Origin of the sequence: Coprococcus aceti (assembly GCF_025567285.1) — a bacterium.
Classification (GTDB): domain Bacteria; phylum Bacillota; class Clostridia; order Lachnospirales; family Lachnospiraceae; genus Coprococcus; species Coprococcus aceti.
This window is the reverse complement of sequence record NZ_JAOQJT010000002.1, coordinates 318,110-339,661: the sequence shown is the minus strand read 5'-3', so window position 1 is coordinate 339,661 and position 21,552 is coordinate 318,110. Positions and strand designations below refer to the sequence as shown.

The 21,552-nt window shown below is 44.0% G+C and carries 17 protein-coding genes; 15 read left to right on the top strand and 2 right to left on the bottom strand.

From position 1 onward, the window contains the following. The first annotated feature begins 53 nt into the window (after positions 1 to 53). Together OCV54_RS03950 and mnmL are read left to right on the top strand one after the other, a co-directional pair. Positions 54 to 1,700 carry a putative manganese-dependent inorganic diphosphatase gene (locus tag OCV54_RS03950; protein ID WP_055222714.1) on the top strand — a complete coding sequence of 549 codons (1,647 nt, stop codon included), beginning with the start codon at positions 54 to 56 and terminating at the stop codon, positions 1,698 to 1,700. A gap of 27 nt (positions 1,701 to 1,727) precedes the next feature. Continuing rightward, positions 1,728 to 2,606, top strand: coding sequence for a tRNA modification radical SAM protein MnmL/YtqA (mnmL, locus tag OCV54_RS03945; protein ID WP_055222712.1), 879 nt, complete (start codon positions 1,728 to 1,730; stop codon positions 2,604 to 2,606). 5 nt (positions 2,607 to 2,611) lie between these two features. Here the strand turns inward: mnmL and OCV54_RS03940 are convergent, their stop codons facing one another. Together OCV54_RS03940 and OCV54_RS03935 are read right to left on the bottom strand one after the other, a co-directional pair. Beyond that, a complete protein-coding gene (locus tag OCV54_RS03940) occupies positions 2,612 to 3,055 on the bottom strand; it encodes a helix-turn-helix domain-containing protein (protein ID WP_015535008.1) in 444 nt (147 codons plus the stop codon). Positions 3,056 to 3,115: 60 nt separating this feature from the next. Beyond that, on the bottom strand, positions 3,116 to 3,517 hold the full coding sequence (locus OCV54_RS03935; protein WP_015535007.1) for a helix-turn-helix domain-containing protein: 402 nt from the start codon (positions 3,515 to 3,517) through the stop codon (positions 3,116 to 3,118). Positions 3,518 to 3,672: 155 nt separating this feature from the next. Here OCV54_RS03935 and thyA point away from each other — a divergent pair, with 155 nt between their 5' ends. The 13 genes from thyA (at position 3,673) to OCV54_RS03870 (ending at position 21,528) form a co-directional block, all read left to right on the top strand. Next, entirely contained in the window at positions 3,673 to 4,503 is an 831-nt protein-coding gene (gene thyA / locus OCV54_RS03930) for a thymidylate synthase (protein WP_022216389.1), read from the top strand. Between the two features lie 42 nt (positions 4,504 to 4,545). Further along, positions 4,546 to 5,046 (top strand): dihydrofolate reductase, encoded by a 501-nt coding sequence (locus OCV54_RS03925; RefSeq protein ID WP_015535005.1) that lies wholly within the window; start codon positions 4,546 to 4,548, stop codon positions 5,044 to 5,046. A 121-nt stretch (positions 5,047 to 5,167) separates the two neighbouring features. After that, positions 5,168 to 6,277 carry a heavy metal-binding domain-containing protein gene (locus tag OCV54_RS03920; protein WP_022216390.1) on the top strand — a complete coding sequence of 370 codons (1,110 nt, stop codon included), beginning with the start codon at positions 5,168 to 5,170 and terminating at the stop codon, positions 6,275 to 6,277. A gap of 27 nt (positions 6,278 to 6,304) precedes the next feature. Further along, the gene (locus OCV54_RS03915) at positions 6,305 to 7,294 is read left to right on the top strand and encodes a rhomboid family intramembrane serine protease (RefSeq protein ID WP_238050297.1); all 990 of its coding nucleotides are present in this window, start codon (positions 6,305 to 6,307) and stop codon (positions 7,292 to 7,294) included. A 38-nt stretch (positions 7,295 to 7,332) separates the two neighbouring features. Beyond that, the gene (locus OCV54_RS03910; protein ID WP_055222710.1) at positions 7,333 to 9,669 is read left to right on the top strand and encodes a tetratricopeptide repeat protein; all 2,337 of its coding nucleotides are present in this window, start codon (positions 7,333 to 7,335) and stop codon (positions 9,667 to 9,669) included. A 79-nt stretch (positions 9,670 to 9,748) separates the two neighbouring features. Then, positions 9,749 to 13,258 (top strand): hypothetical protein, encoded by a 3,510-nt coding sequence (locus OCV54_RS03905; RefSeq protein WP_242849645.1) that lies wholly within the window; start codon positions 9,749 to 9,751, stop codon positions 13,256 to 13,258. A gap of 112 nt (positions 13,259 to 13,370) precedes the next feature. Then, the gene (gene mreB / locus OCV54_RS03900; protein WP_015535004.1) at positions 13,371 to 14,363 is read left to right on the top strand and encodes a rod shape-determining protein; all 993 of its coding nucleotides are present in this window, start codon (positions 13,371 to 13,373) and stop codon (positions 14,361 to 14,363) included. A gap of 4 nt (positions 14,364 to 14,367) precedes the next feature. Continuing rightward, positions 14,368 to 16,347, top strand: a complete 1,980-nt coding sequence (locus OCV54_RS03895; protein ID WP_055144341.1) for a YgiQ family radical SAM protein — start codon at positions 14,368 to 14,370, stop codon at positions 16,345 to 16,347. A 140-nt stretch (positions 16,348 to 16,487) separates the two neighbouring features. Continuing rightward, positions 16,488 to 17,672 (top strand): acetyl-CoA C-acetyltransferase, encoded by a 1,185-nt coding sequence (locus OCV54_RS03890; RefSeq protein WP_044998303.1) that lies wholly within the window; start codon positions 16,488 to 16,490, stop codon positions 17,670 to 17,672. Between the two features lie 25 nt (positions 17,673 to 17,697). Further along, complete coding sequence (locus tag OCV54_RS03885) at positions 17,698 to 18,489, top strand: enoyl-CoA hydratase-related protein (RefSeq protein ID WP_004852940.1); 792 nt, start codon at positions 17,698 to 17,700, stop codon at positions 18,487 to 18,489. Positions 18,490 to 18,643: 154 nt separating this feature from the next. Then, positions 18,644 to 19,516 (top strand): 3-hydroxyacyl-CoA dehydrogenase family protein, encoded by an 873-nt coding sequence (locus OCV54_RS03880; protein ID WP_022216397.1) that lies wholly within the window; start codon positions 18,644 to 18,646, stop codon positions 19,514 to 19,516. Between the two features lie 42 nt (positions 19,517 to 19,558). Next, the gene (locus OCV54_RS03875; RefSeq protein WP_004852934.1) at positions 19,559 to 20,725 is read left to right on the top strand and encodes an acyl-CoA dehydrogenase; all 1,167 of its coding nucleotides are present in this window, start codon (positions 19,559 to 19,561) and stop codon (positions 20,723 to 20,725) included. A 17-nt stretch (positions 20,726 to 20,742) separates the two neighbouring features. Continuing rightward, the gene (locus OCV54_RS03870; protein ID WP_022058361.1) at positions 20,743 to 21,528 is read left to right on the top strand and encodes an electron transfer flavoprotein subunit beta/FixA family protein; all 786 of its coding nucleotides are present in this window, start codon (positions 20,743 to 20,745) and stop codon (positions 21,526 to 21,528) included. Positions 21,529 to 21,552 lie beyond the last annotated feature (24 nt).

Genomic DNA, 21,552 nt, shown 5'->3' with positions numbered 1-21,552 from the left:
CTGCGTGGCATAGAAATGAATACATTATAATTGATAGAAATAAGAGGTGAAATATGCATAATGTTCCTACAGATGAGGTGTTTGTCATAGGACATAAGAATCCGGATACGGATTCTATATGTTCAGCGATTGCGTACGCCCATCTGAAAAATCAGCATGAGAACAAATACATTCCAAAGAGAGCTGGAAATATAAATAAAGAGACACAGTTTGTCCTTGATTATTTTGGTGTGCAGGCGCCGGCACTTGTGAGCAATGTAAATGTACAGGTGAAGGATATAGCATACAGAATAGTTGATGGTGTGTCGGGAGACATCACCATGAAGAGAGCATTTGAGATAATGCAGGATAACGACGCCACGACACTTCCGGTTGTCAATAATGGCAAAATAAAAGGAATCATAACTGTCGGAGATATTGCTGAGGCATATATGCTTGAGAAGGATGATAATTCCCTGTTCATAGCCGCCACAAGGTTCTCACACATAATAGATACTATAAATGGCGAGCTTGTGTACGGTGACGCCGACGAATATGTTAAGGATGGAAGAGTGATCGTGGGAGCTGCCCAGGTTGACATCCTTGAGAGACATGTCAAGGAAAATGACATAGTCATAGTGAGTGACAGAGTCGAAGCCCAGCTTGCGGCCATAAACTGCGGTGCGAGCATGCTTATAGTATGTCTTGTGAACAGTATATCTGACGTGGTTCTTGAATTTGCGAAGAACAAGGGCTGTGCGGTTGTTGTTACACCGACGGACACCTATGCTGTTGCCAGACTTATCGGACAGAGCATGCCTATCGGATTCTTTATGATAAGAGACCGCATCATGACATTCTATGAGGATGACGATATAGATACGCTTAAGACGACCATGGCAAAGACCAGAGTGAGATACTTCCCGGTTACAGACGGCTATGGCAACTACAAGGGACTTGTATCAAGGCGTAATTACATCAATGCGAGAAAGAAACAGCTCATACTTGTTGATCACAATGAGAGAACCCAGTCTGTTGACGGCGTGGAGAATGCCGAGATACTCGAGATAATCGACCACCACAGGATCGCGAATATAGAGACCATGAATCCTGTGTATTTCAGAAATCAGCCACTTGGATGTACTGCTACGATCATCTATCAGATGTACAAAGAGCAGAATGTCAAGATAGATAAGCCGATAGCCGGACTTCTCTGCGCAGCGATACTTTCTGATACACTGGCATTCAAGTCTCCGACGTGCACATTCATAGACGAGGCTGCTGCAAAGGAGCTTGCAAGGCTTGCAGAGATAGACATATATGAATTTGCCATGGAGATGTTCGACGCGGGAAGCAACCTCAAGGACAAGACCATGGATGAGATACTTCATCAGGATTTCAAGAAATTCGACATTGGAGATATGGTTGTTGCTGTTGGACAGATCAATTCCGTCAATGAGAAAGAGATTGACAGAATAAGAAACGGTATGCGTGAATTCCTCGGTGGATATATGGAGCCTGGCTGTGATGTGGTCCTGTTTGCAATGACCAATATTCTTCAGGAGGGCTCAGGTATCATATGCGTGGGAGAGAATGCACAGGAACTGTGCAGCAAAGCATTTGATGTGCAGCTTGAGGATAGCTATGCATATCTTCCCGGTGTTGTATCAAGAAAGAAACAGATAGTTCCTGCTCTTGTAAAGGCGACACATCAGATATAGACAGGATCGTATATAGAAGGTAACAGTATGGATATATATACAACAAATGCGTATATAAGAGATACATTTGGAGAGAAATTATATAAGATATCATTGAATGCAGGAACCACCTGTCCCAACCGTGATGGTAAAGCCGGGACAGGTGGATGTATTTTTTGCAGTGCCAGTGGCTCCGGAGATTTCTCTGAGGATGCAGACCTGAGCATAGGTGAACAGATAGAACTGGCAAAAAAGAGGATATCAGGCAAATGCAAATGCGACAGATATATAGCGTATTTCCAGTCATATACAAATACATACGGTGATGTCGATGCTTTGCGCGAAAAGTTTCTGGCGGCTGCAAGAAGGGATGACATTGCGGCTGTATCGATAGCCTCCAGACCGGACTGCTTTGGCCCAGAGGTCATAGATATGATAAAAGATATAATAGCTGTTAAACCTGTGTGGATAGAACTTGGCCTCCAGACAGCAAATGACAGGACAGCACAGCTCATCAACAGGTGTTATGACATAAGTGTGTATGATGAGACGATGAACAGACTCAGAGAACTGGGAGTTCACATTATAGTTCATATGATAATAGGCCTGCCCGGTGAGACGAAGGAGGATATGATTGATACGGTAAGGTACATAGTGCGAAGCGGCGCAAATGGTATAAAGCTCCAACTGCTTCATGTCCTCAGGGGAACTGTTCTTGAAAAAATGTATGAGGAAGGAGTGTTCCGTGCACTGACATTTGATGAATACGCAGATATTTTGTGTGATTGTCTTAAAGAGCTTCCTCCTGATATGGTTGTTCACAGGTTCACCGGGGATGGGCCTAAGAATATTCTTGTTGCGCCTCCGTGGAGTGCTGATAAGAAGAGAGTTATAAACGATCTGAACCGTATTATTTCGAAATTGTGAGTCTGCTAGCAGCTCAGTGCAGACTTTAAAAACAGCCTGAGATTTTCCCTACCGTTGTCGTCAAGCTGATCACAGTCGGACATTATTCCTGTCGCTTCCGGTGGAAGAGTCCTGCCGTGGCTGTAGGCGAGGAACACTTCGCTGATGTCCATCTTATTTTTCTTTGCTATATCGATGCAGGTGAGCAGCACCAGATGACTCATATTAATACTGTATAAATTGGATATCCTGATAAGATTTATGAGATCCGGGATTCGCTCTCCACATTCATAGTGCGAGTAGGCGGAGACGGACACCTTCAAGATGGCGGCTATTTCCTGCTGCCTTTTTCCGTGGCTGCGCCTTAGAGACTTCAGTGCGCCGCCTATCACTGCACAGTTAAAATCCTGATCGGATGAATCGTCTTCATACACCGACGGATCAATGTTGCGTTCTTTTCTTTTTTTCATATTTTCCTGTTTTCTCCTTAAAAATAATATTTACTGTAATTGGTGGGTATAATACTGGATTTACAGTCTGGAATTTTTAGATGCTAGATTTGCCACAAATGTGTCTATAAGTTGACGGTCGCTGTCGCTGAGAGATCTGTAATTGCCCAGCATGTCTGCTGTGCTCTGGTTAGATTCTATGGCGGTCATGTATGAATTGTCCTCCATGACGATCTGTAGTGGCTTTGGATGCCCCTGCATGTATCTTGATGACAGGGTGTATGCATATAGAAAATCGTGGTTGAGAAGCTCTGACAGCTTTATGGCCTGTTCTATATTAGGGATGTTTCTCCCTTCCTCGTAGTTGGCATATCCGGATCTGGAAATAGATAGCGCTGCTGCGACATCCTGCTGTGTGAGTCCTGCCTTCTGTCTGAAATATCTGAGAAGGGCAGGTAGTGGATTGGATGAATGTGGTTTCATGTTTCACCTCCTTTGAATGTTTTTCTGCATTGTACACAAAAATAGTCCGTTGTAAATCAAAATGTAATAAAAGTGTTGTTTGATGTAATAATTAATCACATGTGGGATGGAGAGTATGATATAATTATCTGAAAAAACAATCGGAGGTTACCAAAATGAGTCTTGCAGATGATCTCTTTATAAACATGTGTAAAGATATAATCGATAATGGATATAGTACGGAGGGGGAGAAGGTCAGACCAAAGTGGGAAGATGGAACATATGCCTACACCATAAAGCGTTTTGGTGTTGTCAACAGGTATGATCTGTCAAAGGAATTCCCTGCGATAACACTTAGAAAGACGTATGTGAAGTCGGCTATTGATGAGCTGCTCTGGATCTGGCAGAAAAAGTCAAATAATGTTCATGACCTCAAGAGCCATATATGGGACAGTTGGGCAGATGAGAACGGTTCCATAGGAAAAGCATATGGATATCAGCTTGGTGTAAAGCATAAATATAAAGAGGGCATGATGGATCAGGTGGACAGACTGATATATGACCTTAAGAATAACCCATACAGCAGAAGAATGCTCACTAACATATATGTTCATCAGGACTTGAGTGAGATGAATCTGTATCCGTGCGCGTACAGCATGACATTCAATGTAACAGGGGACAGGCTCAACGCTATACTGAATCAGAGATCCCAGGATGTGCTTGCGGCCAACAACTGGAATGTTGTCCAGTATGCGGTACTGGTACATATGCTTGCCCAGGTCACGGGCTTTAAGCCGGGAGAACTGGTACATGTGATCGCGGATGCACACATATATGACAGACATATACCGATAGTCAAGGAGCTGATAACAAGACCTACACATCCTGCTCCAAAGTTCTATATGAATCCGGATGTCAAAGATTTCTATGACTTTACTCTGGATGATTTCAGGATAGAAGACTATGAGACAGGACCACAGATTAAGAATATTCCTATTGCGATATAAGACTATGAAGCATGGGACGGGAATTATACAGATGGAGGACATATGAAGTTTATTGCAGCGGTAGATAAGAATTGGGCCATTGGAAATAAAGGCAGATTACTGATAAGGATATCGGAGGATCAGAGAAATTTCAGACAGACCACGATGGGGCATGTCGTTGTTCTCGGAAGGAAGACTCTGGAGGAGTTTCCGGGCGGAAGACCGCTCAAGGGAAGGGCAAATATAATTCTCAGCAGGAATCCTGAATATGCAGTTGAGGATGCGGTGGTTGTCCACTCAATGAACGAACTGTTTACAGAACTGGCAAAATATGACACGGATGACATTTTTGTCATAGGCGGACAGACTATCTACGATGAGCTCATACCATATTGTGATGAGGCAGTAATCACCAAAATAGACAGGGAATTTGAGGCCGATGCCTTCATTTCGAATCTCGACAAACTGGACAACTGGGATGTGACGGATGAGAGACCGGGTGAGGATGTGTCAGAGGTGAATTTCACATTTGTCACATATAAAAATAGTGACCTGAAGAAATAAATTATAATTATTTTTATAATATTCACAAAAAAGCACCTTTTTTTGATTAAAAATTCACAAAAAACATTTGTTAAATGAAGATTATTGTGATACAATTTTTTTATATTTGGGAGGTGCGCTAATGAAGGAAGTATTAATTACATCGGGAACAAGCTTTGAGGGATATGATATCGTTGGCTATGGAACATACAAGTTCACACAGACGATACTTAATTCCAACTTTTTGAAGGATTTCGGAACATCTATTGCGGATATTGCCACGGATAGAAGAGATATCTATCAGGAGAAGATCGATGAGATCCTCAATGAAACAATCAATAATTTCACAGATATGGTCCGTGAGACGAAGTACAATGCTGTAGTTGGATTCAGAACAGGTGTTGAGGAATACACCAACAACGTAACTGCTGTTGTTGCCAGTGGAACTCTGGTAAACATAAAGGAGCAGTACAAGTCGGAATTTGACAAGAGCAGCTTCATCAGAAACGAGATATATGTAAGAAACTATTACGACCTGCTCGTGCCAAGAGCATCAAAGGTGGTGCTTGCATCAGAGGGTAAGGGAACAAAGATTTCCGTGTGGTTCAACAACTACAATAACGACGATATAAAGGCACTTAAGGCAGAGCTTCAGTTCACCAATATCTATGGTGACAATATAACACTGCCGGATGTTGATTTTACATTTGATAAGACCAACCTCAAGCTCCTCAAGTCGGATTATGTGGAGTGTAAGCTTCCGGACAAGTATATAAAGATGATATCCTCCGTCAAGGTATACATCAAGAAGTATGTCAAGGCCAGCGGAGTATACGAGATAGATGCGGATTCTATCGGAATTGAGATGTCTGACGTTAAGTTTAAGGCACTCAAGCTCAAAAAGGGAATTGATGCAGTTGCAAACTACAAGTCAGACGGACTTGTGTGGACATGTAACTGTGGACACGTAAACGAAGGCGGCGCAGAGGAATGTGTGATCTGTGGAAGAAAGCAGGATGAGATGAAGAACTCTATCACATTCAACTACGAGCCTATGCTTGAAGAGATGAAGACAAAAGAGTATGTAATAGAGATCAAGGATGTACTCATGAAGTACATCAAGGACATTGATACAGGAATGAGAATGCAGCTTCTTGAGATCATGGAGTCCGGTCTTAATTACGAGAAGAGCAGAGGATCCATGAAGGACTCTGTTATCGAGAAAGTTGAGAATCTCTTCCTTGGATTATAGGGATTATAAGACGATATGCAACAGTACATGGTACAGATAATAAAAAATCTTAAGGAGAAGGGTTACAGACAACTCAATCCGGAAAGTAACAATGTATACGGCAGAGCAGACAGCGATGCCGTATATATTGTTGTTATAGGCAGTAATCATAATCTTGATTCTGAGACTCTGAAAAAGTTCAATAATAAAATATTGCTTGATGTTTCTTCGGATTCGCATATAAAAGTCAATCTTCTCAATATACTCATCACTCCAAACGGAATGTTTGATGATATGACAAAAAAGATAGTTGAAGAACTGGACAATGTCTGGCTGTTCGCGGAGGATTACGGAAAGCTGTATATATTTGAGAATCAGCCCACTGACTTTGACTCACTCTATGATGTGATCGATAAAAAAACGGTGGTGGATAACCGCAGATCCCAGCACAATCTGATAAGAATGTTCGGTGTTGTAACACCGATATTACTGTTGATAAATATTCTGGTGTACGTTGCATGTATCTTTGTATATCAACCTACGGAACTGGCTGTGGAAGTGCTTGCGATATCAGAAAAAGGACAATATTACAGATTCCTGACATCAATGTTTACACATTTTGGAATAGCACATCTGGTTGGAAATATGGTGATTTTGATCGCACTCGGTGCGAGGGTTGAGAATATAATAGGCAGATTCAATTATATCATAGTTTATATTGCCACGGGTCTTACTGCGTCATTTGCATCATACATAGATTGTTTTTATAATAATACATATGCTTACTCGGCTGGTGCATCCGGAGCGATATTTGGTCTTCTGGGAGTGCTGGTTGTCATAGCATTTTATAATAAAGGCCGGGTGAAGGATCTGTCACTTATTAATATGCTTATATTATTTATTCTGACACTGGTTAACGGAAAGATGTCAGAAGGTATTGATAATGTTGCCCATGTGGCGGGATTTGCGGCCGGGTTAGTGGCCGGGATAGTCCTTTTGCTGACCAATCAAAAGGTTGTAAAGAATAGCCGTTTATGATAAAATAATACGATGATAAAAAAGTGGGAGGCTGGGTTATGAGTACTGGAATCAGTATGTCAAGTGTAAACAAAATAAAGGAACTTGCAGACAATGGCGATTACAGTCTCGCTCTCGATATACTTGAACATCAGGATCTGTCGAAGTCACTTAGTCCACAGTTTATTAGAATATGCGGCGAGGTGTATTACGAGAACAAAAGATATCCTGAGGCCAGAGCGGCGCTTGTCAAGGCACATGCCATGGCTCCGGCTGGTAACAAGATAATATATTCTTTGATAAAACTGTATTTATCCATGGGATTTACACAGCTTGCAGAGCATTATTTTGAGATATATACATTTAATCAGGCCAATAAGGATGCAGGTACATACAGACTTGAATATATGATAGCCAAGGCACACAGGAAGCCCGTGAATGAACTTTACAGCATACTGGTGTCGGCGAATGATGTTGAGACGGATGAAGAGTGGGATTTTGAGATGCTTCTGCTTCATGCGTACATAAGAAACAGGGAGAAGTTTGACAGCGCCTGTGTTGAATTCAGAGCGCATTACAAGAACTCTTCACATTTGTATATGCTGGACAAGCTCATGGGCGGCGATGTGGATCTTGAATCCATGATTTATTGTTATCCTGACACGGAGATGTCGGATGATGATCCTGAGCAGGCAGATACAAGAGCAAATGAAAATAAGATATTGGAAGAAGACGATCTGAGAATGCATCCAAAGGATGCTAAGATCATGATCATGGTCGAGGATGACGCACCTGTGACGAGTTCCATGAAATTCAAGCAGATGTGGATTAGATCGAAGGATAAAAAAGAGCAGAAAAAGGAAGCTCGTCAGGAAGAAGAGAATTCTGAGCCGAAGAAGAAATCCAGAGGTTTATTTGGATTGATGTCAAGGAAAGAGGAAGAGCTTGTCGAGCAGGAGATGGAATCTCTGAAGAACGAGAATCTTGACAAGGAACAACTGCTCGAGGAAGTTATTTCCGATACCGCTGATGATGCCGGGAATACGGCAAAGCCTGAGCTCAAGGCGATGAGCAGTGACAGTGAGAAAGCTCCTGAGGGAAAGTCGCAGGATATGACCGAGATAAGCGGGGAGCTGACTCCTGAGGATGCAGCGGTGTATAACAAAGATAACGACAATGAGTATGAGGATTCCGAACCGGTGGAGGAAGATAATTATGTTATCGAAGAAGAGCCGGAGGAAGTAGTCATGGTTGAAGTTGATGGTGACGATTCTGATGACGTATCTGACAGTGCGTCAGATCGCGATTCTGAAGACGATACTGTTGTGGAGACCTTTGATCCTGAGTTCGAGGGAGACTTTGAGGATGGATTTGAGGCGGATGCAGAGCCGGAGACTTTGCCTGATGAACCGGTTGAATCAGAAACGTTTGATTTTGATAAAGCCTTTGAATCTCTTGAGGAGTTCGAGGTTGACGATGAAAATCTCGAGAATCTGATGGAAGATGCGGAGTCTCAGAATGATGTGGAAGAAACTGCTGTTGAGCCGGGTGTAGAGCAGAATGAACCGGAAGTTGATGAAGTCTCAGTTGAGATCGAACCGGAGATCGAAGAAGAATTCGAGGTAGATGCAGATTCTGAGCCTGAATTCGAAGAAGAACTTGAGGTTGGTGCAGAATTCACGATCGAGGCAGAGCCAGAGACTGAGGAAGAATTAACAGTCGAGGCAGAGCCGGAGGTTGAGGAAGAATTCACAATCGATGCCGAAGCGGAGATTGAAGATGAATTTGAGACTGAAGCTGAGCCAGAGTTAGAAGAATATACAATCGATGCGGAATCTGAGGAATCTGAGATGGAAGAAGTTCCAGTGGAAGTCGAACCAGAGGTGAAAGAATTTGAAGCTGAGGCTGAACTGGAGATCGAAGAAACTGAGGCTGAAGCTGAATCAGAGGTCGAAGAGGAATTCACAATGGAAGCAGAGGATAAGTCAGAAGAGAAAATTGCGATGGAGACAGAACCGGAAAAGCCAAAGAATAATGGCTTCCCGGTGTTTAAGAGCAGTCTGTTCCCTGACTACAACACAGAGAATGCAGCACTGTATGATCTGTCGGCAGAGAAAGATATAAATGCAGAGATAGAGGCTGATGAAGCCAAGATATCGGAAAGTCTTAAGAAAGAGGAGGATCTTATCGGTGAAACAGACAGACTCCTTGCAAGACTTGGAATTAAATTCAACACGGAATTCAATTCTATATTGAATTTTGATGATGAAGATAAAGAGGATGATGTGGCAGCTCCCGACGAGGAGAAGACAGATGAGCAGGAATCCCCACAACAGGAAACGGTTGACGCTGAACCAGAGCAACCGAAGAAAAAGCCGTTCAGACTGAAGGGCTGATCAAAGAAGAAATAAAGTAGCATGATCATACATATAGTGTATTGCTTTTTATTTGAACAAACGGAAGGAGGCGAGGGAATTGGCTGTAGATCAGACAGAAGCAATGATTGCGGCGATCAAGGCACAGCTTGAAAAGGAAAGAGCTGCAGAAGCTGCCAAGAAAAAGAGGGAAGAAGAGGAAGAACTTCTCAAGAGCGGCAGCAAGAAGAAAGATGCTGAGACTGCTAAAAGCCAACACAAAACTTTGTCCAAGGAGGAGTTAGAACGAATCGAGGCTAAGAAACGCCGTAAGAGAGAAGAGGCTCTTGGAATTGTTCATGAGGATGAACCGGAAACTTCAACTGAGGATGAAAAGCAGGACGATGTTCCAAAAGAGGGAGAGGGACTGAAGCCTGAAGATAAAAAAGAAGATAAAAAACCAGAGGGAGCTGCACCTAAGCTCAGTCTTAACCTTGGAGGCATCGCTGATGATATGTCGGGCGGTGGTCTCGGAGGCGGCCTTGGCGGCGGATTAGGTGAAGGCGGTCTTGGAGGACTCGGAGGCGGCCTTGGCGGAGGACTCGGAAGTACACCTAAGACAGAGGGAGGCCTTGGATCAGGCGGCCTTGGCGGCGGTCTTGGAAAAACACCTAAAACAGAAGGCGGTCTTGGTGGCGGATTTAAGTTCGGCGCCGGAACTGAAGGTACAGTTAAGTCAACAGGTGGAAGCAATATTGTTCTCACTGATGATGATGAAAATGCTGAGGATGAAGAGACACTTGAGTGGGTAACTGATAAGAATGCAAAGGTGAATAAAGTTAAGTCACCTAAGGGAGGCAGTGATGCGAACGGAGATCTGTTCAGCATTCTCCCAGATAGAAACAAGCAGGCTGCGGCTGGAGAGTCATTGTATGATTTTGATGATGATGATGACGATGATGACGATTTCCTTGGAGCAGGAATAAAGAACCTGTCCAATATAGACGAGGAGAGTCCTGAGGAGATAGCCAAGAAGAAGGCTGAAGAGGAGGCTAGGAAGAAAGCTGAGGAGGAAGCCAAGAAGAAGGCTGAGGAAGAAGCTAAGAAGAAGGCCGAGGAAGAGGCTAAGCGTAAGGCTGAAGAGGAGAAGAAGCGCAAAGAGGCAGAAGAGGCAAGAAAGAAGGCTGCCGCTGAAAAGGCTAAGGCTGAGGCTGAGGCAAAGAAGCAGCAGGCGATCGACGATGCCAGAAAGAATGCTGAAGAGGCAAAGAAACATGCTGAGACCTCGAAGAAGACCATCGAGGAATGCGAGAAGACAGAGAAGGATCTCGAAAAGCAGCTTGAAGAATTTGCTGCCAAGAAGCAGAACTATGATGCAAAGATGGCACAGGAGGCTGAGGCAAAGAAGAAGAATGATGCTGAACTGCTTGAGCGAGAGGAGAAAGAGCTTGATGCCAATATTGCAAAGCTCAAGAAAGAGATATCAGATACAAATGAATCTGCTAAGAAAGAGTCAGACAGAATCCTCAAGGAGAGTGATCCTGATACATATAAGAACAATATGATCAATGAGGCTCAGGCTGCTGCCGACAAGGCTATAAAGGCACTTGCAGACACCAAGAAGACTAATGTGGATAAGGGTGTTGCTGAGTACAACAAGGCTGTTGATGCTGATAAGAAGAAATTGGCAGACATAGATGCGGATAAGAAGAAGTCTATAGAGACGGCCAAGAAGAAGCGCACAGATGAGGAAGCAAGAGCAGCCAAGATCATGAAGACTGCCGAGGCAGACAAGACAAAGGCTGGTGCAATATTCAGCGAGTCTAAGAAGGCTGAGGAAGAGGCTGATGCTAATCTTAAGAATACCACTGAGATGGAGAGTCAGTCACAGAAGACTCTTGATGAGCTCCAGAAGAAGCTTGAGGAGTCAGAGAAGGCTGTTAAGAATGCAAAGAATAGCAGAAATGATGCAAACACAAAGCTTGCAATACAGAAGGAAGAACTGAAGAAGGCAGAGAAGGTTGAGGAGGAGGCTGCAAAGGCTCTTGAGGCAGCAAAGAAAGCCAAGGAAGAGGTTCAGAAGAAGATTTCAGACAGCGAAGAGTTCATAAAGAAGGTTGCTGATCAGATTACAACTGCTGAGAACGACAACAAGAAGATCAGTGAGGATGTTGCCGCTGCAAAGAAGGAGAATGACTCATTCAAGGCTGCGAAGGCAGAGGCTCAGGAAGCTCTCGACTCAGCTAAGAAGTCTCTTGTTGAGGCTGAGGATCTTCTGGCAAAGGCAGAGGCTGCTGCCGAGGAAGCGGAGCAGGTAGTCGAAGAGGCTAAGATCGCAGAAGAGGTTGAGATCCAGAATGCGGAAGCTGCTGCCAAGGAAAAGACAGATAAGCTTACGGCAGAAGGAAAAGATAGAGAGACCAAGCATGAGGTGTTCCTTGCTGCTGAGGAAGAGAAGTATGCTACGGCAGAGGCAAGTGAGCTCGAGAAGGTTCAGACTGCAGCTATGAAGGCTGAGAAGGAAGCCTCAGATATGAAGACAAAGGCTGAAGCTGATGCTAAGAAGCTTCTCGATGATGCAAAGAAGAAAGAAGAAGAGTTAAAGAACAAGATCGCTGAGCTCAAGACAAAACAGGCTGAGCGCGTTGTTGCAAGAAAAGAGGCTGCTGATCAGGCCAAGACCGAGGCTGAGGAGAAGAAGAAGAAAGATCTCTCAGCAATAGACAAGGCCGAGGCTGATGTCAAGAAACAGCTCGAGGATATAAGAAGCAAGGCTACTGCTGCTGCAAAGGTACTTGAAAAGGCTATAAAGCGTGAGGAAGAGTACAAGAAGCAGGAAGAGCTTCTGAAGGAAGGCAAGGTTGAGGAAGCTGCACAGGTTATCACACAGGATGAAGAAGCAACTATGGCTGCTTCAGTAAGTGAGGCTGTTGCTGCGAGACGTAAATCACTGCCTAAGGAGGCAAAGTACCTCTACAAGTATCTCGGAGTCGAGCCTGCTGGTGCACAGATCGTTAACGTTCTCCAGACTCTCAAGGTAGATCCTAAGAGATCTAAGAATGTTGTTATTCTTGGACAGCACGGATTTGGACTTACCATGGTCGGTGAGGATTTTGCAAAGTTCTATTATGATATGGGAATCTGCAAGTCTGAGGCAAAGGCAAAGGTTAAGGCAAAGGTTATAAACAGCGGTAAGCTTGCAGGAGCAGTTGGCAAGCTCAAGGGCGGATGTCTTATCATTGAGAGTGCAGGACTTATAACACCTGAGAGATTCAAAGAGATGGTTGATATGTGTTCACCTGAGAAGAATGATGTTAAGATCATCCTCACAGGAGAGAAGACAGCTCTCAGCAATATGCTTGCAGCAAATATGACTCAGGCAAGATCGTTCAACAACAGAGTATACTTTGACCAGATCAATGAGAGTGGAATGATCAATGTGGCAGAGTGCTACGCTGATGAGAAGGGCTTCAAGCTTGAGAGCGGAGCAGATACAGCTATAAAGAATGCTTTGATGGCGATGGAGTCAGGAAATATCGACAGACTTCTCGGTGCTATGGATGATGCCATGAAGGCTGCTGAGACCAGAGATCCTATCGACAAGAAGATTCTTAAAAAAGAGATAAAATAAGTTTTGTGACGGATATACCGTTGTAGAATTTTGTTGAAAAAAACAATACCAGTGCTTATAATATCTGTGTTATAGCACTGGTATTATTTTGTTGTGATAAAGGAGAATTTATATGCTTTCAACTGATATTGGAGTAGATTTAGGAACGTCAAATGTATTGATCAGCGTAAGAGGTAAGGGAATTGTTGTAAACCAGCCGTCTGTTGTCGCATATGAAGTATCTACAAAAAAAGTAATAGCAATAGGAACAAAAGCCAAGAAAATGATAGGAAAGACTCCGGAGAATATAGAGGTCGTCAGACCTCTCAATAAGGGAGTTATATCTGATTATACAATAGCGGAGATAATGCTTAAGGCATTTATCAGAAGCGCAATGGAGAAACGTTCGGGAGTTGGAAGACCAAGGATATGCGTGTGTGTTCCAAGCGGTGTTACCGAGGTGCAGAGAAGAGCTGTTGAGGAAGCAGTGTACAAGACCGGTGCCAAGACTGTGTATGTCATGGAGGAACCTTTGGCTGCTGCTGTAGGAGCAAATGTAGATATCTATGAGGCAAAGGGTAATATGGTGGTCGACATAGGCGGTGGAACCACGGATATTGCGGTCGTATCCCTTGGTGGTGCAGTGGAGAGCAGCTCCATAAAATACGCCGGAGATGACTATAATAATGCACTCATCAAGTATGCCAGAAGAAAATACAACCTGCTTATAGGTTATCAGACAGCGGAGAATGCGAAGATTGCTGTTGGCTCAGTCGTAAAGCGTGATGAAGATATTGAGTATGTGATCAAGGGCCGTGATCTTATCAAGGGACTTCCAAAGGCTGTAACAATAACTGCGAATGAAACAGTAGATGCATTTGAGGAGACTACAGAGCATATTCTTGGAGCAATACACAATGTTCTTGAGACTGCACCGCCGGAGCTGGTGGCTGACATTGCGGTATCGGGCATTGTGCTTACCGGAGGAGGAAGTCTTATATACGGAATGGACAGAATAATCAAAGAGCGCACAGGGATAGAGGCATATGTATCGGAAAAAGCACTTGAGGCAGTGGCTCTCGGCGCTGGAATGTCTGTCAACCTCAGCGATAAGAAAGAAGATTAAATGTATGGAAAGAGATTATTTGCCGATCTGCATGGAGGACATGAAGAAGAGAGGGTGGACACAGGCGGACTTTGTGTTTGTCATAGGTGATGCCTATGTTGACCATCCCTCATTTGGCCCTGCAATCATAAGCAGATTGCTTGAGAGATATGGATATAAGGTGTGTATGATTGCCCAGCCTGATTGGAAGAATGACAAGAGCATTGATGTTTTTGGCAGACCAAGACTGGGCTTTTTGGTGTGCGGAGGCAATATGGATTCCATGGTGAACCATTATTCTGTGTCCAAGAAGAGAAGACAGAAGGATGCGTACTCTCCAGGTGGACAGATGGGACTTCGGCCTGATTATGCCACCACGGTATACTGTAATCTGATAAGGAGAACGTACAAGGATGTTCCGATCATAATCGGAGGTATAGAGGCCAGCCTCAGACGTATGGCACACTATGATTATTGGTCTGATAAATTGAAACATTCCATTCTGGTGGATTCATCCGCCGATATACTTTCGTATGGCATGGGCGAGCACAGCATGATAGAGATAGCGGAGGCGCTCGACAGCGGAATAGATGTGAAAGATATCACATTTGTCAGGGGTACATGCTACAGGACAAAGGATATATCCGGTGTGCCCGAGGATTCCATTATACTGCCGGATTATGACAGTCTTTCAAAGGATAGACTGGAATATGCAAGAAGCTTTTATACACAGTATATAAATACAGATCCATACTCGGCTAAAACGCTGGTTGAGGGATACGGAAACAGAGGATATGTTGTTCAGAATCCTCCGGCTTATCCGCTCACCCAGATGGAGATGGACGATGTGTATGATCTGCCATATATGAATAACTACCATCCGATATATGAGGAGGCGGGCGGTATCCCGGCTATATCAGAGATAAAATTCAGCCTGACGAGCAACCGGGGCTGCTTCGGAGGATGCAGCTTCTGCGCACTGACATTTCACCAGGGCAGGATCATACAGACAAGAAGCCACGAGTCACTGATAAAGGAAGCGGAGCGCATGACGCATGATCCTGATTTCAAAGGCTATATACATGATGTCGGAGGGCCGACTGCGAATTTCAGGCATAAATCATGTGCAAAGCAGGATAAATATGGTGTATGCACCAACAAGCAGTGTCTGTTCCCGGAACCGTGCAGGAATCTGAAGGTTGACCACAAGGATTATGTTGAGCTTCTGCGGAAGCTGGAAGCGGTTCCGGGTGTGAAAAAAGTATTTATCAGATCGGGAATACGATTCGATTATGTGATGGCGGACAGCAATGATGAATTCCTGAAAGAGCTTTGCGAGAAGCACATAAGCGGACAGCTCAGAGTTGCGCCGGAGCATGTATCGGATAATGTTCTCAGGATGATGGGCAAGCCACAGAACAGTGTATATGAGAAATTCATTGATAGATACAAAAGGGTAAATGCAAAGACTGGAAAGCAGCAGTATGTTGTTCCGTACCTGATGTCATCACATCCCGGATCTACGCTGAAGGAGGCGGTGGAGCTTGCCGAATATGTAAGGGATATAGGCTATATGCCTGAACAGGTGCAAGATTTCTATCCTACGCCGTCCACGATATCCACATGTATGTACTATACCGGAGTCGATCCTAGAACCATGAAACCGGTATATGTACCTCATAATCCACATGAAAAGGCAATGCAGAAGGCTCTTATGATGTATAGAAAACCGGAGAATTATGATCTGGTCAAAGAGGCGCTCATAAAGGCCGGCAGACAGGATCTTATCGGTTTTGATAAAAAATGTCTGATAGCGCCGAGAAAGATGGACAGGAAAGGTGAACACCAGGGACAACGTTCGTATGGCAAAAATGATAAAAGTAAGAACAATTCAATCAATAATGGTAAAAACAGCAAAAATAATAAAGTTGTTCCACAGAAAAACACAAAATCATCCGGGCAGAAGAATGCTAAAAATGGCAAAAACAGGAATAAAAGGAAATAGCTCCTTCGCGGAGTCGTTCATTTTTGGTTGCGTGGCACATGCTTTTGTGCTAGAATTATGGCAGATTGTGTGAACCTTTAAGGTTTTTTTATATGTAGTCTTATGTCACACTAATATTTTTTTAAATGGAGGATTTGAAAATGGCAAAGAAGATTGTTTTAGCAGGCGCATGTCGTACAGCTATCGGAACAATGGGTGGATCACTCAGCACAACACCAGCAGCAGAGCTTGGTTCAATCGTTATCAAGGAGGCTATCAACAGAGCAGGAGTTCCTGCAGATCAGGTAGACCACGTATACATGGGATGTGTTATCCAGGCTGGTCAGGGACAGAACGTTGCACGTCAGGCTTCAATCAAGGCAGGACTTCCAATCGAGACAACTGCTGTTACAGTTAACGTTGTCTGTGGTTCAGGTCTTAACTGTGTCAACATGGCTGCACAGATGATCGAGGCAGGAGATGCTGATATCGTAGTTGCAGGTGGTATGGAGAATATGTCTATGGCTCCTTACGCTATGATGAAGGGTCGTTTCGGTTACAGAATGAACAATGGTGTACTCGTAGATACAATGGTAAACGATGCTCTCTGGGATGCATTCAATGATTATCACATGATCAAGACAGCTGACAATATCTGTGAGCAGTGGGGTCTTACACGTGAGGAGATTGATGAGTTTGCAGCAAAGAGCCAGCAGAAGGCTGTTGCAGCTCAGGAGTCAGGTGCATTTGATGCTGAGATCGTTCCAGTTATGGTAAAGAAGAAGAAAGAGATGGTTGAGTTCAAGAAGGATGAGGGACCAAGACCTGGTACAACAGTTGAGACACTTTCAAGACTCAGAACAATCAATCCTAACGGATTTGTTACAGCTGGTAACGCTTCAGGTATCAATGATGGTGCTGCAGCTATCGTTGTTATGAGCGAGGAGAAGGCTAAGGAGCTTGGCGTTAAGCCTATGGCTACATGGGTAGCTGGAGCACTTGGCGGAGTTGATCCTTCAATCATGGGTATCGGACCTGTAGCTTCAACCAAGAAGGTTATGGCTAAGACTGGTCTCAAGATTGAGGACTTCGATGTTATCGAGGCAAACGAGGCATTTGCTGCACAGTCAGTAGCAGTTGCTAAGGAACTTGGATTTGATGTTGACAAGCAGGTTAACCCTAACGGTGGTGCTATCGCTCTTGGACATCCAGTTGGAGCTTCAGGATGTCGTATCCTTGTTACACTTCTTCATGAGATGCAGGCAAAGGGTGCTAAGACAGGTCTTGCTACTCTCTGTATCGGTGGTGGAATGGGCTGCTCAACAGTCGTTAAGATCGAGGACTAATTTTAGATAATAAAGGAGATACATCATGGAGTTTGTTACATACGAACAGGATGGATATGTAGGAATTATCACAATCAACCGTCCAAAGGCTCTGAACGCACTCAACAGTGCAGTTCTTGAAGAGCTTGATGCAACATTCAAGGCAGTTGATCTTGATACAACAAGATGTCTTATTCTTACAGGTGCCGGTGAGAAGTCATTTGTTGCCGGAGCTGATATAGGTGAGATGTCAACACTCACAAAGGCAGAGGGAGAGGCCTTCGGTAAGAAGGGTAACGATGTGTTCAGAGCCATTGAGACATTCCCTATCCCAGTCATCGCAGCAGTGAATGGATTCGCTCTTGGCGGCGGATGCGAGATTTCAATGAGCTGTGATATCAGAATCTGCTCAGAGAATGCAATATTCGGTCAGCCAGAGGCTGGTCTTGGAATCACACCTGGTTTTGGCGGAACACAGAGACTTGCACGTCTTGTAGGTGCAGGCATGGCTAAGCAGCTTATCTACACAGCAAGAAACATCAAGGCAGATGAGGCTTACAGAATCGGTCTTGTGAACGCTGTTTATCCACTTGAGGAGCTCCTTCCAGCAGCTAAGAAGATGGCAGCCGGAATCGCAGCAAACGCTCCTATTGCAGTAAGAAACTGCAAGAAGGCTATCAACGATGGCTTACAGGTAGATATGGATCAGGCAATTGTTATTGAGGAGAAGCTTTTTGGTGACTGTTTCGAGACAGAGGATCAGAAGGCAGGAATGGGCAATTTCCTTGAGAAAGACAAGGAGAAGAAACTTAAGGTTGTTCCTTTCCAGAATAAGTAATAATTAACAGTTCTGATATTAACATTTAGGGTGGGGAATCTGATAAAGGTAAACCATCCTAAATGTGTGATATAAGTATTATGGTAGCATGTTAAACGAAACGTATATGAATTTCTCATGTTTACCGGAAAAAAAGATTTAGGAGGACATAAAAATGAAGGTTGGCGTAATTGGTGCAGGAACCATGGGTCAGGGCATTGCTAAGGCATTTGCTCAGGTTGACGGATACGAGGTTGCACTCTGTGATATCAAGCAGGAGTGGGCTGAAGGCGGTAAGGACAAGATCGCTAAGGGTTATGCAAGACTCGTAGAAAAAGGAAAGATGACACAGGAGAAGGTTGATGGTATTCTTGCCAGCATCACTCCAGGTCTTAAGGAAGACTTATGTGCAGACTGCGACCTTATAGTTGAGGCTGCTTTCGAGAACATGGAAGTAAAGAAGACAACATTTGCTGAGCTTGACAAGATCTGCAAGCCAGAGTGTGTATTTGCTTCAAACACATCATCACTTTCTATCACAGAGATTGGAAATGGTCTTACACGTCCTATGATCGGTATGCATTTCTTCAATCCAGCTGACAGAATGAAGCTCATCGAGGTTATCGCAGGTGTTAATACACCAGCTGAGATTGTAGAGAAGATCGTTAAGATCTCAGAGGAGATCGGTAAGACTCCAGTACAGGTTAACGAGGCTGCTGGATTCGTAGTAAACAGAATCCTCATCCCAATGATCAACGAAGCTGCATTCATCAAGATGGAAGGTGTATCAGACATAGCTGGTATTGACGCTGCTATGAAGCTTGGTGCTAACCATCCAATGGGACCACTTGAGTTAGGTGATTTCGTAGGCCTTGATATCTGTCTTGCAATCATGGACGTTCTGTACAATGAGACAGGTGACAGCAAGTATCGTGCATGTCCATTACTTCGTAAGATGGTACGTGGCGGCAACCTTGGTGTTAAGAGCGGCAGAGGATTCTATGTATACAATGCTGATCGTACAAAGACACCAGTTGATGCTCAGTAATAGTGCTAAGTAATATAATATATTCATGGAGGAATAATTAGAATGGATTTCGCTTTAGACAAGAAGTATGAAATGGCGCAGAATTTATTCAGAGAGTTCGCGCAGAATGAAGTAAAGCCTCTTGCTCAGGAAATTGACGAACAGCACAGATTTCCTAGAGAGACTGTAGAGAAGATGGCAAAGTATGGTTTCTTAGGAATCCCTGTTTCTAAGGAGTTAGGCGGACAGGGCTGTGATATTCTCACATATGCTATGTGCGTTGAGGAACTTTCAAAGGTTTGTGGTACTACAGGTGTTATCGTATCAGCACACACATCACTCTGTGTTGATCCTATCGTAACATTTGGTACACCAGCTCAGAAGGAGAAGTATGTTCCTGATCTTGCTTCAGGCAGAAAGCTTGGTGCTTTCGGTCTTACTGAGCCAGGTGCTGGTACAGATGCTCAGGGACAGCAGACAAAGGCTGTACTTGACGGAGACGAGTGGGTACTTAACGGATCAAAGTGCTTCATCACAAACGGTAAAGAGGCTGACGTATATATCGTTATCGCAGTTACTGGTATCGTTGAGAAGCGTGGCAGAAAGATGAAGGAGATCTCAGCATTCATCGTAGAGAAGGGTACACCTGGATTTACATTCGGTACAAAGGAGAACAAGATGGGTATCTGTGGTTCTTCAACATACGAGCTTATCTTCACAGACTGCCGTATTCCAAAGGACGCTCTTCTTGGACAGAAGGGTAAGGGATTCAATATCGCTATGCACACACTTGACGGTGGACGTATCGGTATCGCTGCTCAGGCTCTTGGTATTGCAGAGGGCGCTCTCGAGACAACAGTAAACTATGTTAAAGAGAGAAAGCAGTTCGGCAGATCAATCGCTCAGTTCCAGAATACACAGTTTGTTCTTGCAGACCTTGCAACAAAGATCGAGGCAGCTAAGCTTCTCGTATACAAGGCAGCAAGAAAGAAGGATGAGTACCAGAGCGGTGCTAAGGTTTCTTACTCAGTAGAGGCAGCTATGGCTAAGCTTTACGCAGCCGAGGTTGCTATGGAAGTTACTACAAAGTGTGTTCAGTTACACGGTGGTTACGGTTACATCAAGGAGTACGATGTTGAGCGTATGATGCGTGATGCTAAGATTACAGAGATCTACGAGGGAACTTCAGAGGTTCAGCGTATGGTTATTTCTGCAAACTTATTAAAGTAATATAGGAGGTACTTAACGTGAAGGTTATAGTTTGTATAAAGCAGGTACCTGATACAAAGGGTGGAGTACAGTTCAACCCAGACGGTACATTAAACAGAGCAGCAATGCTTACAATCATGAACCCTGATGATAAGGCAGGACTTGAGGCTGCACTTAGATTAAAGGATCAGTATGGTGCAGAGGTAACAGTTCTTACAATGGGTCTTCCAAAGGCTGCTGACGTTCTTCAGGAAGCAATCGCTATGGGAGCTGACAAGGGTGTTCTTGTAACAGACCGTGTTCTTGGTGGAGCTGATACATGGGCTACATCAACAACAATCGCTGGAGCTCTCAGAAAGCTTGATTATGATCTGATCATAACAGGTCGTCAGGCTATCGATGGAGATACAGCTCAGGTTGGACCACAGATCGCTGAGCATCTTGGAATTCCTGTAATTTCATATGCACAGGAGATCAAGGTTGACGGAGACGCAGTTATCGTTAAGCGTCAGTATGATGACGGATATCATATGTTAAAGGCTAAGATGCCTTGCCTTGTAACAGCACTTTCTGAGTTAAATGAGCCAAGATACATGACTCCAGGTGGAATCTTCGATGCAGTTAATGCAGAGATCACAACACTTGGCAGAGCAGACCTCGTTGATGTTGATGATTCTAACATCGGTCTTAAGGGCTCACCTACAAAGATCGCTAAGGCTTCAGATAAGGTAAGAAAGGGTGCAGGCGAGAAGGTTGTTCCTGATTCTCCAGATGAGGCAGTTAGCTATATTGTTGGCAAGTTAAAGGATAAGCATGTAATCTAATATAGTAAAGGAAAAGTGGTGAAT

Coding starts and splice junctions, on each gene's coding strand:
- OCV54_RS03950 (WP_055222714.1), top strand. CDS start 54: ATGCATAATGTTCCTACAGATGAGGTGTTTGTCATAGGACATAAGAAT.
- mnmL (WP_055222712.1), top strand. CDS start 1,728: ATGGATATATATACAACAAATGCGTATATAAGAGATACATTTGGAGAG.
- OCV54_RS03940 (WP_015535008.1), bottom strand. CDS start 3,055: ATGAAAAAAAGAAAAGAACGCAACATTGATCCGTCGGTGTATGAAGAC.
- OCV54_RS03935 (WP_015535007.1), bottom strand. CDS start 3,517: ATGAAACCACATTCATCCAATCCACTACCTGCCCTTCTCAGATATTTC.
- thyA (WP_022216389.1), top strand. CDS start 3,673: ATGAGTCTTGCAGATGATCTCTTTATAAACATGTGTAAAGATATAATC.
- OCV54_RS03925 (WP_015535005.1), top strand. CDS start 4,546: ATGAAGTTTATTGCAGCGGTAGATAAGAATTGGGCCATTGGAAATAAA.
- OCV54_RS03920 (WP_022216390.1), top strand. CDS start 5,168: ATGAAGGAAGTATTAATTACATCGGGAACAAGCTTTGAGGGATATGAT.
- OCV54_RS03915 (WP_238050297.1), top strand. CDS start 6,305: ATGGTACAGATAATAAAAAATCTTAAGGAGAAGGGTTACAGACAACTC.
- OCV54_RS03910 (WP_055222710.1), top strand. CDS start 7,333: ATGAGTACTGGAATCAGTATGTCAAGTGTAAACAAAATAAAGGAACTT.
- mreB (WP_015535004.1), top strand. CDS start 13,371: ATGCTTTCAACTGATATTGGAGTAGATTTAGGAACGTCAAATGTATTG.
- OCV54_RS03895 (WP_055144341.1), top strand. CDS start 14,368: ATGGAAAGAGATTATTTGCCGATCTGCATGGAGGACATGAAGAAGAGA.
- OCV54_RS03890 (WP_044998303.1), top strand. CDS start 16,488: ATGGCAAAGAAGATTGTTTTAGCAGGCGCATGTCGTACAGCTATCGGA.
- OCV54_RS03885 (WP_004852940.1), top strand. CDS start 17,698: ATGGAGTTTGTTACATACGAACAGGATGGATATGTAGGAATTATCACA.
- OCV54_RS03880 (WP_022216397.1), top strand. CDS start 18,644: ATGAAGGTTGGCGTAATTGGTGCAGGAACCATGGGTCAGGGCATTGCT.
- OCV54_RS03875 (WP_004852934.1), top strand. CDS start 19,559: ATGGATTTCGCTTTAGACAAGAAGTATGAAATGGCGCAGAATTTATTC.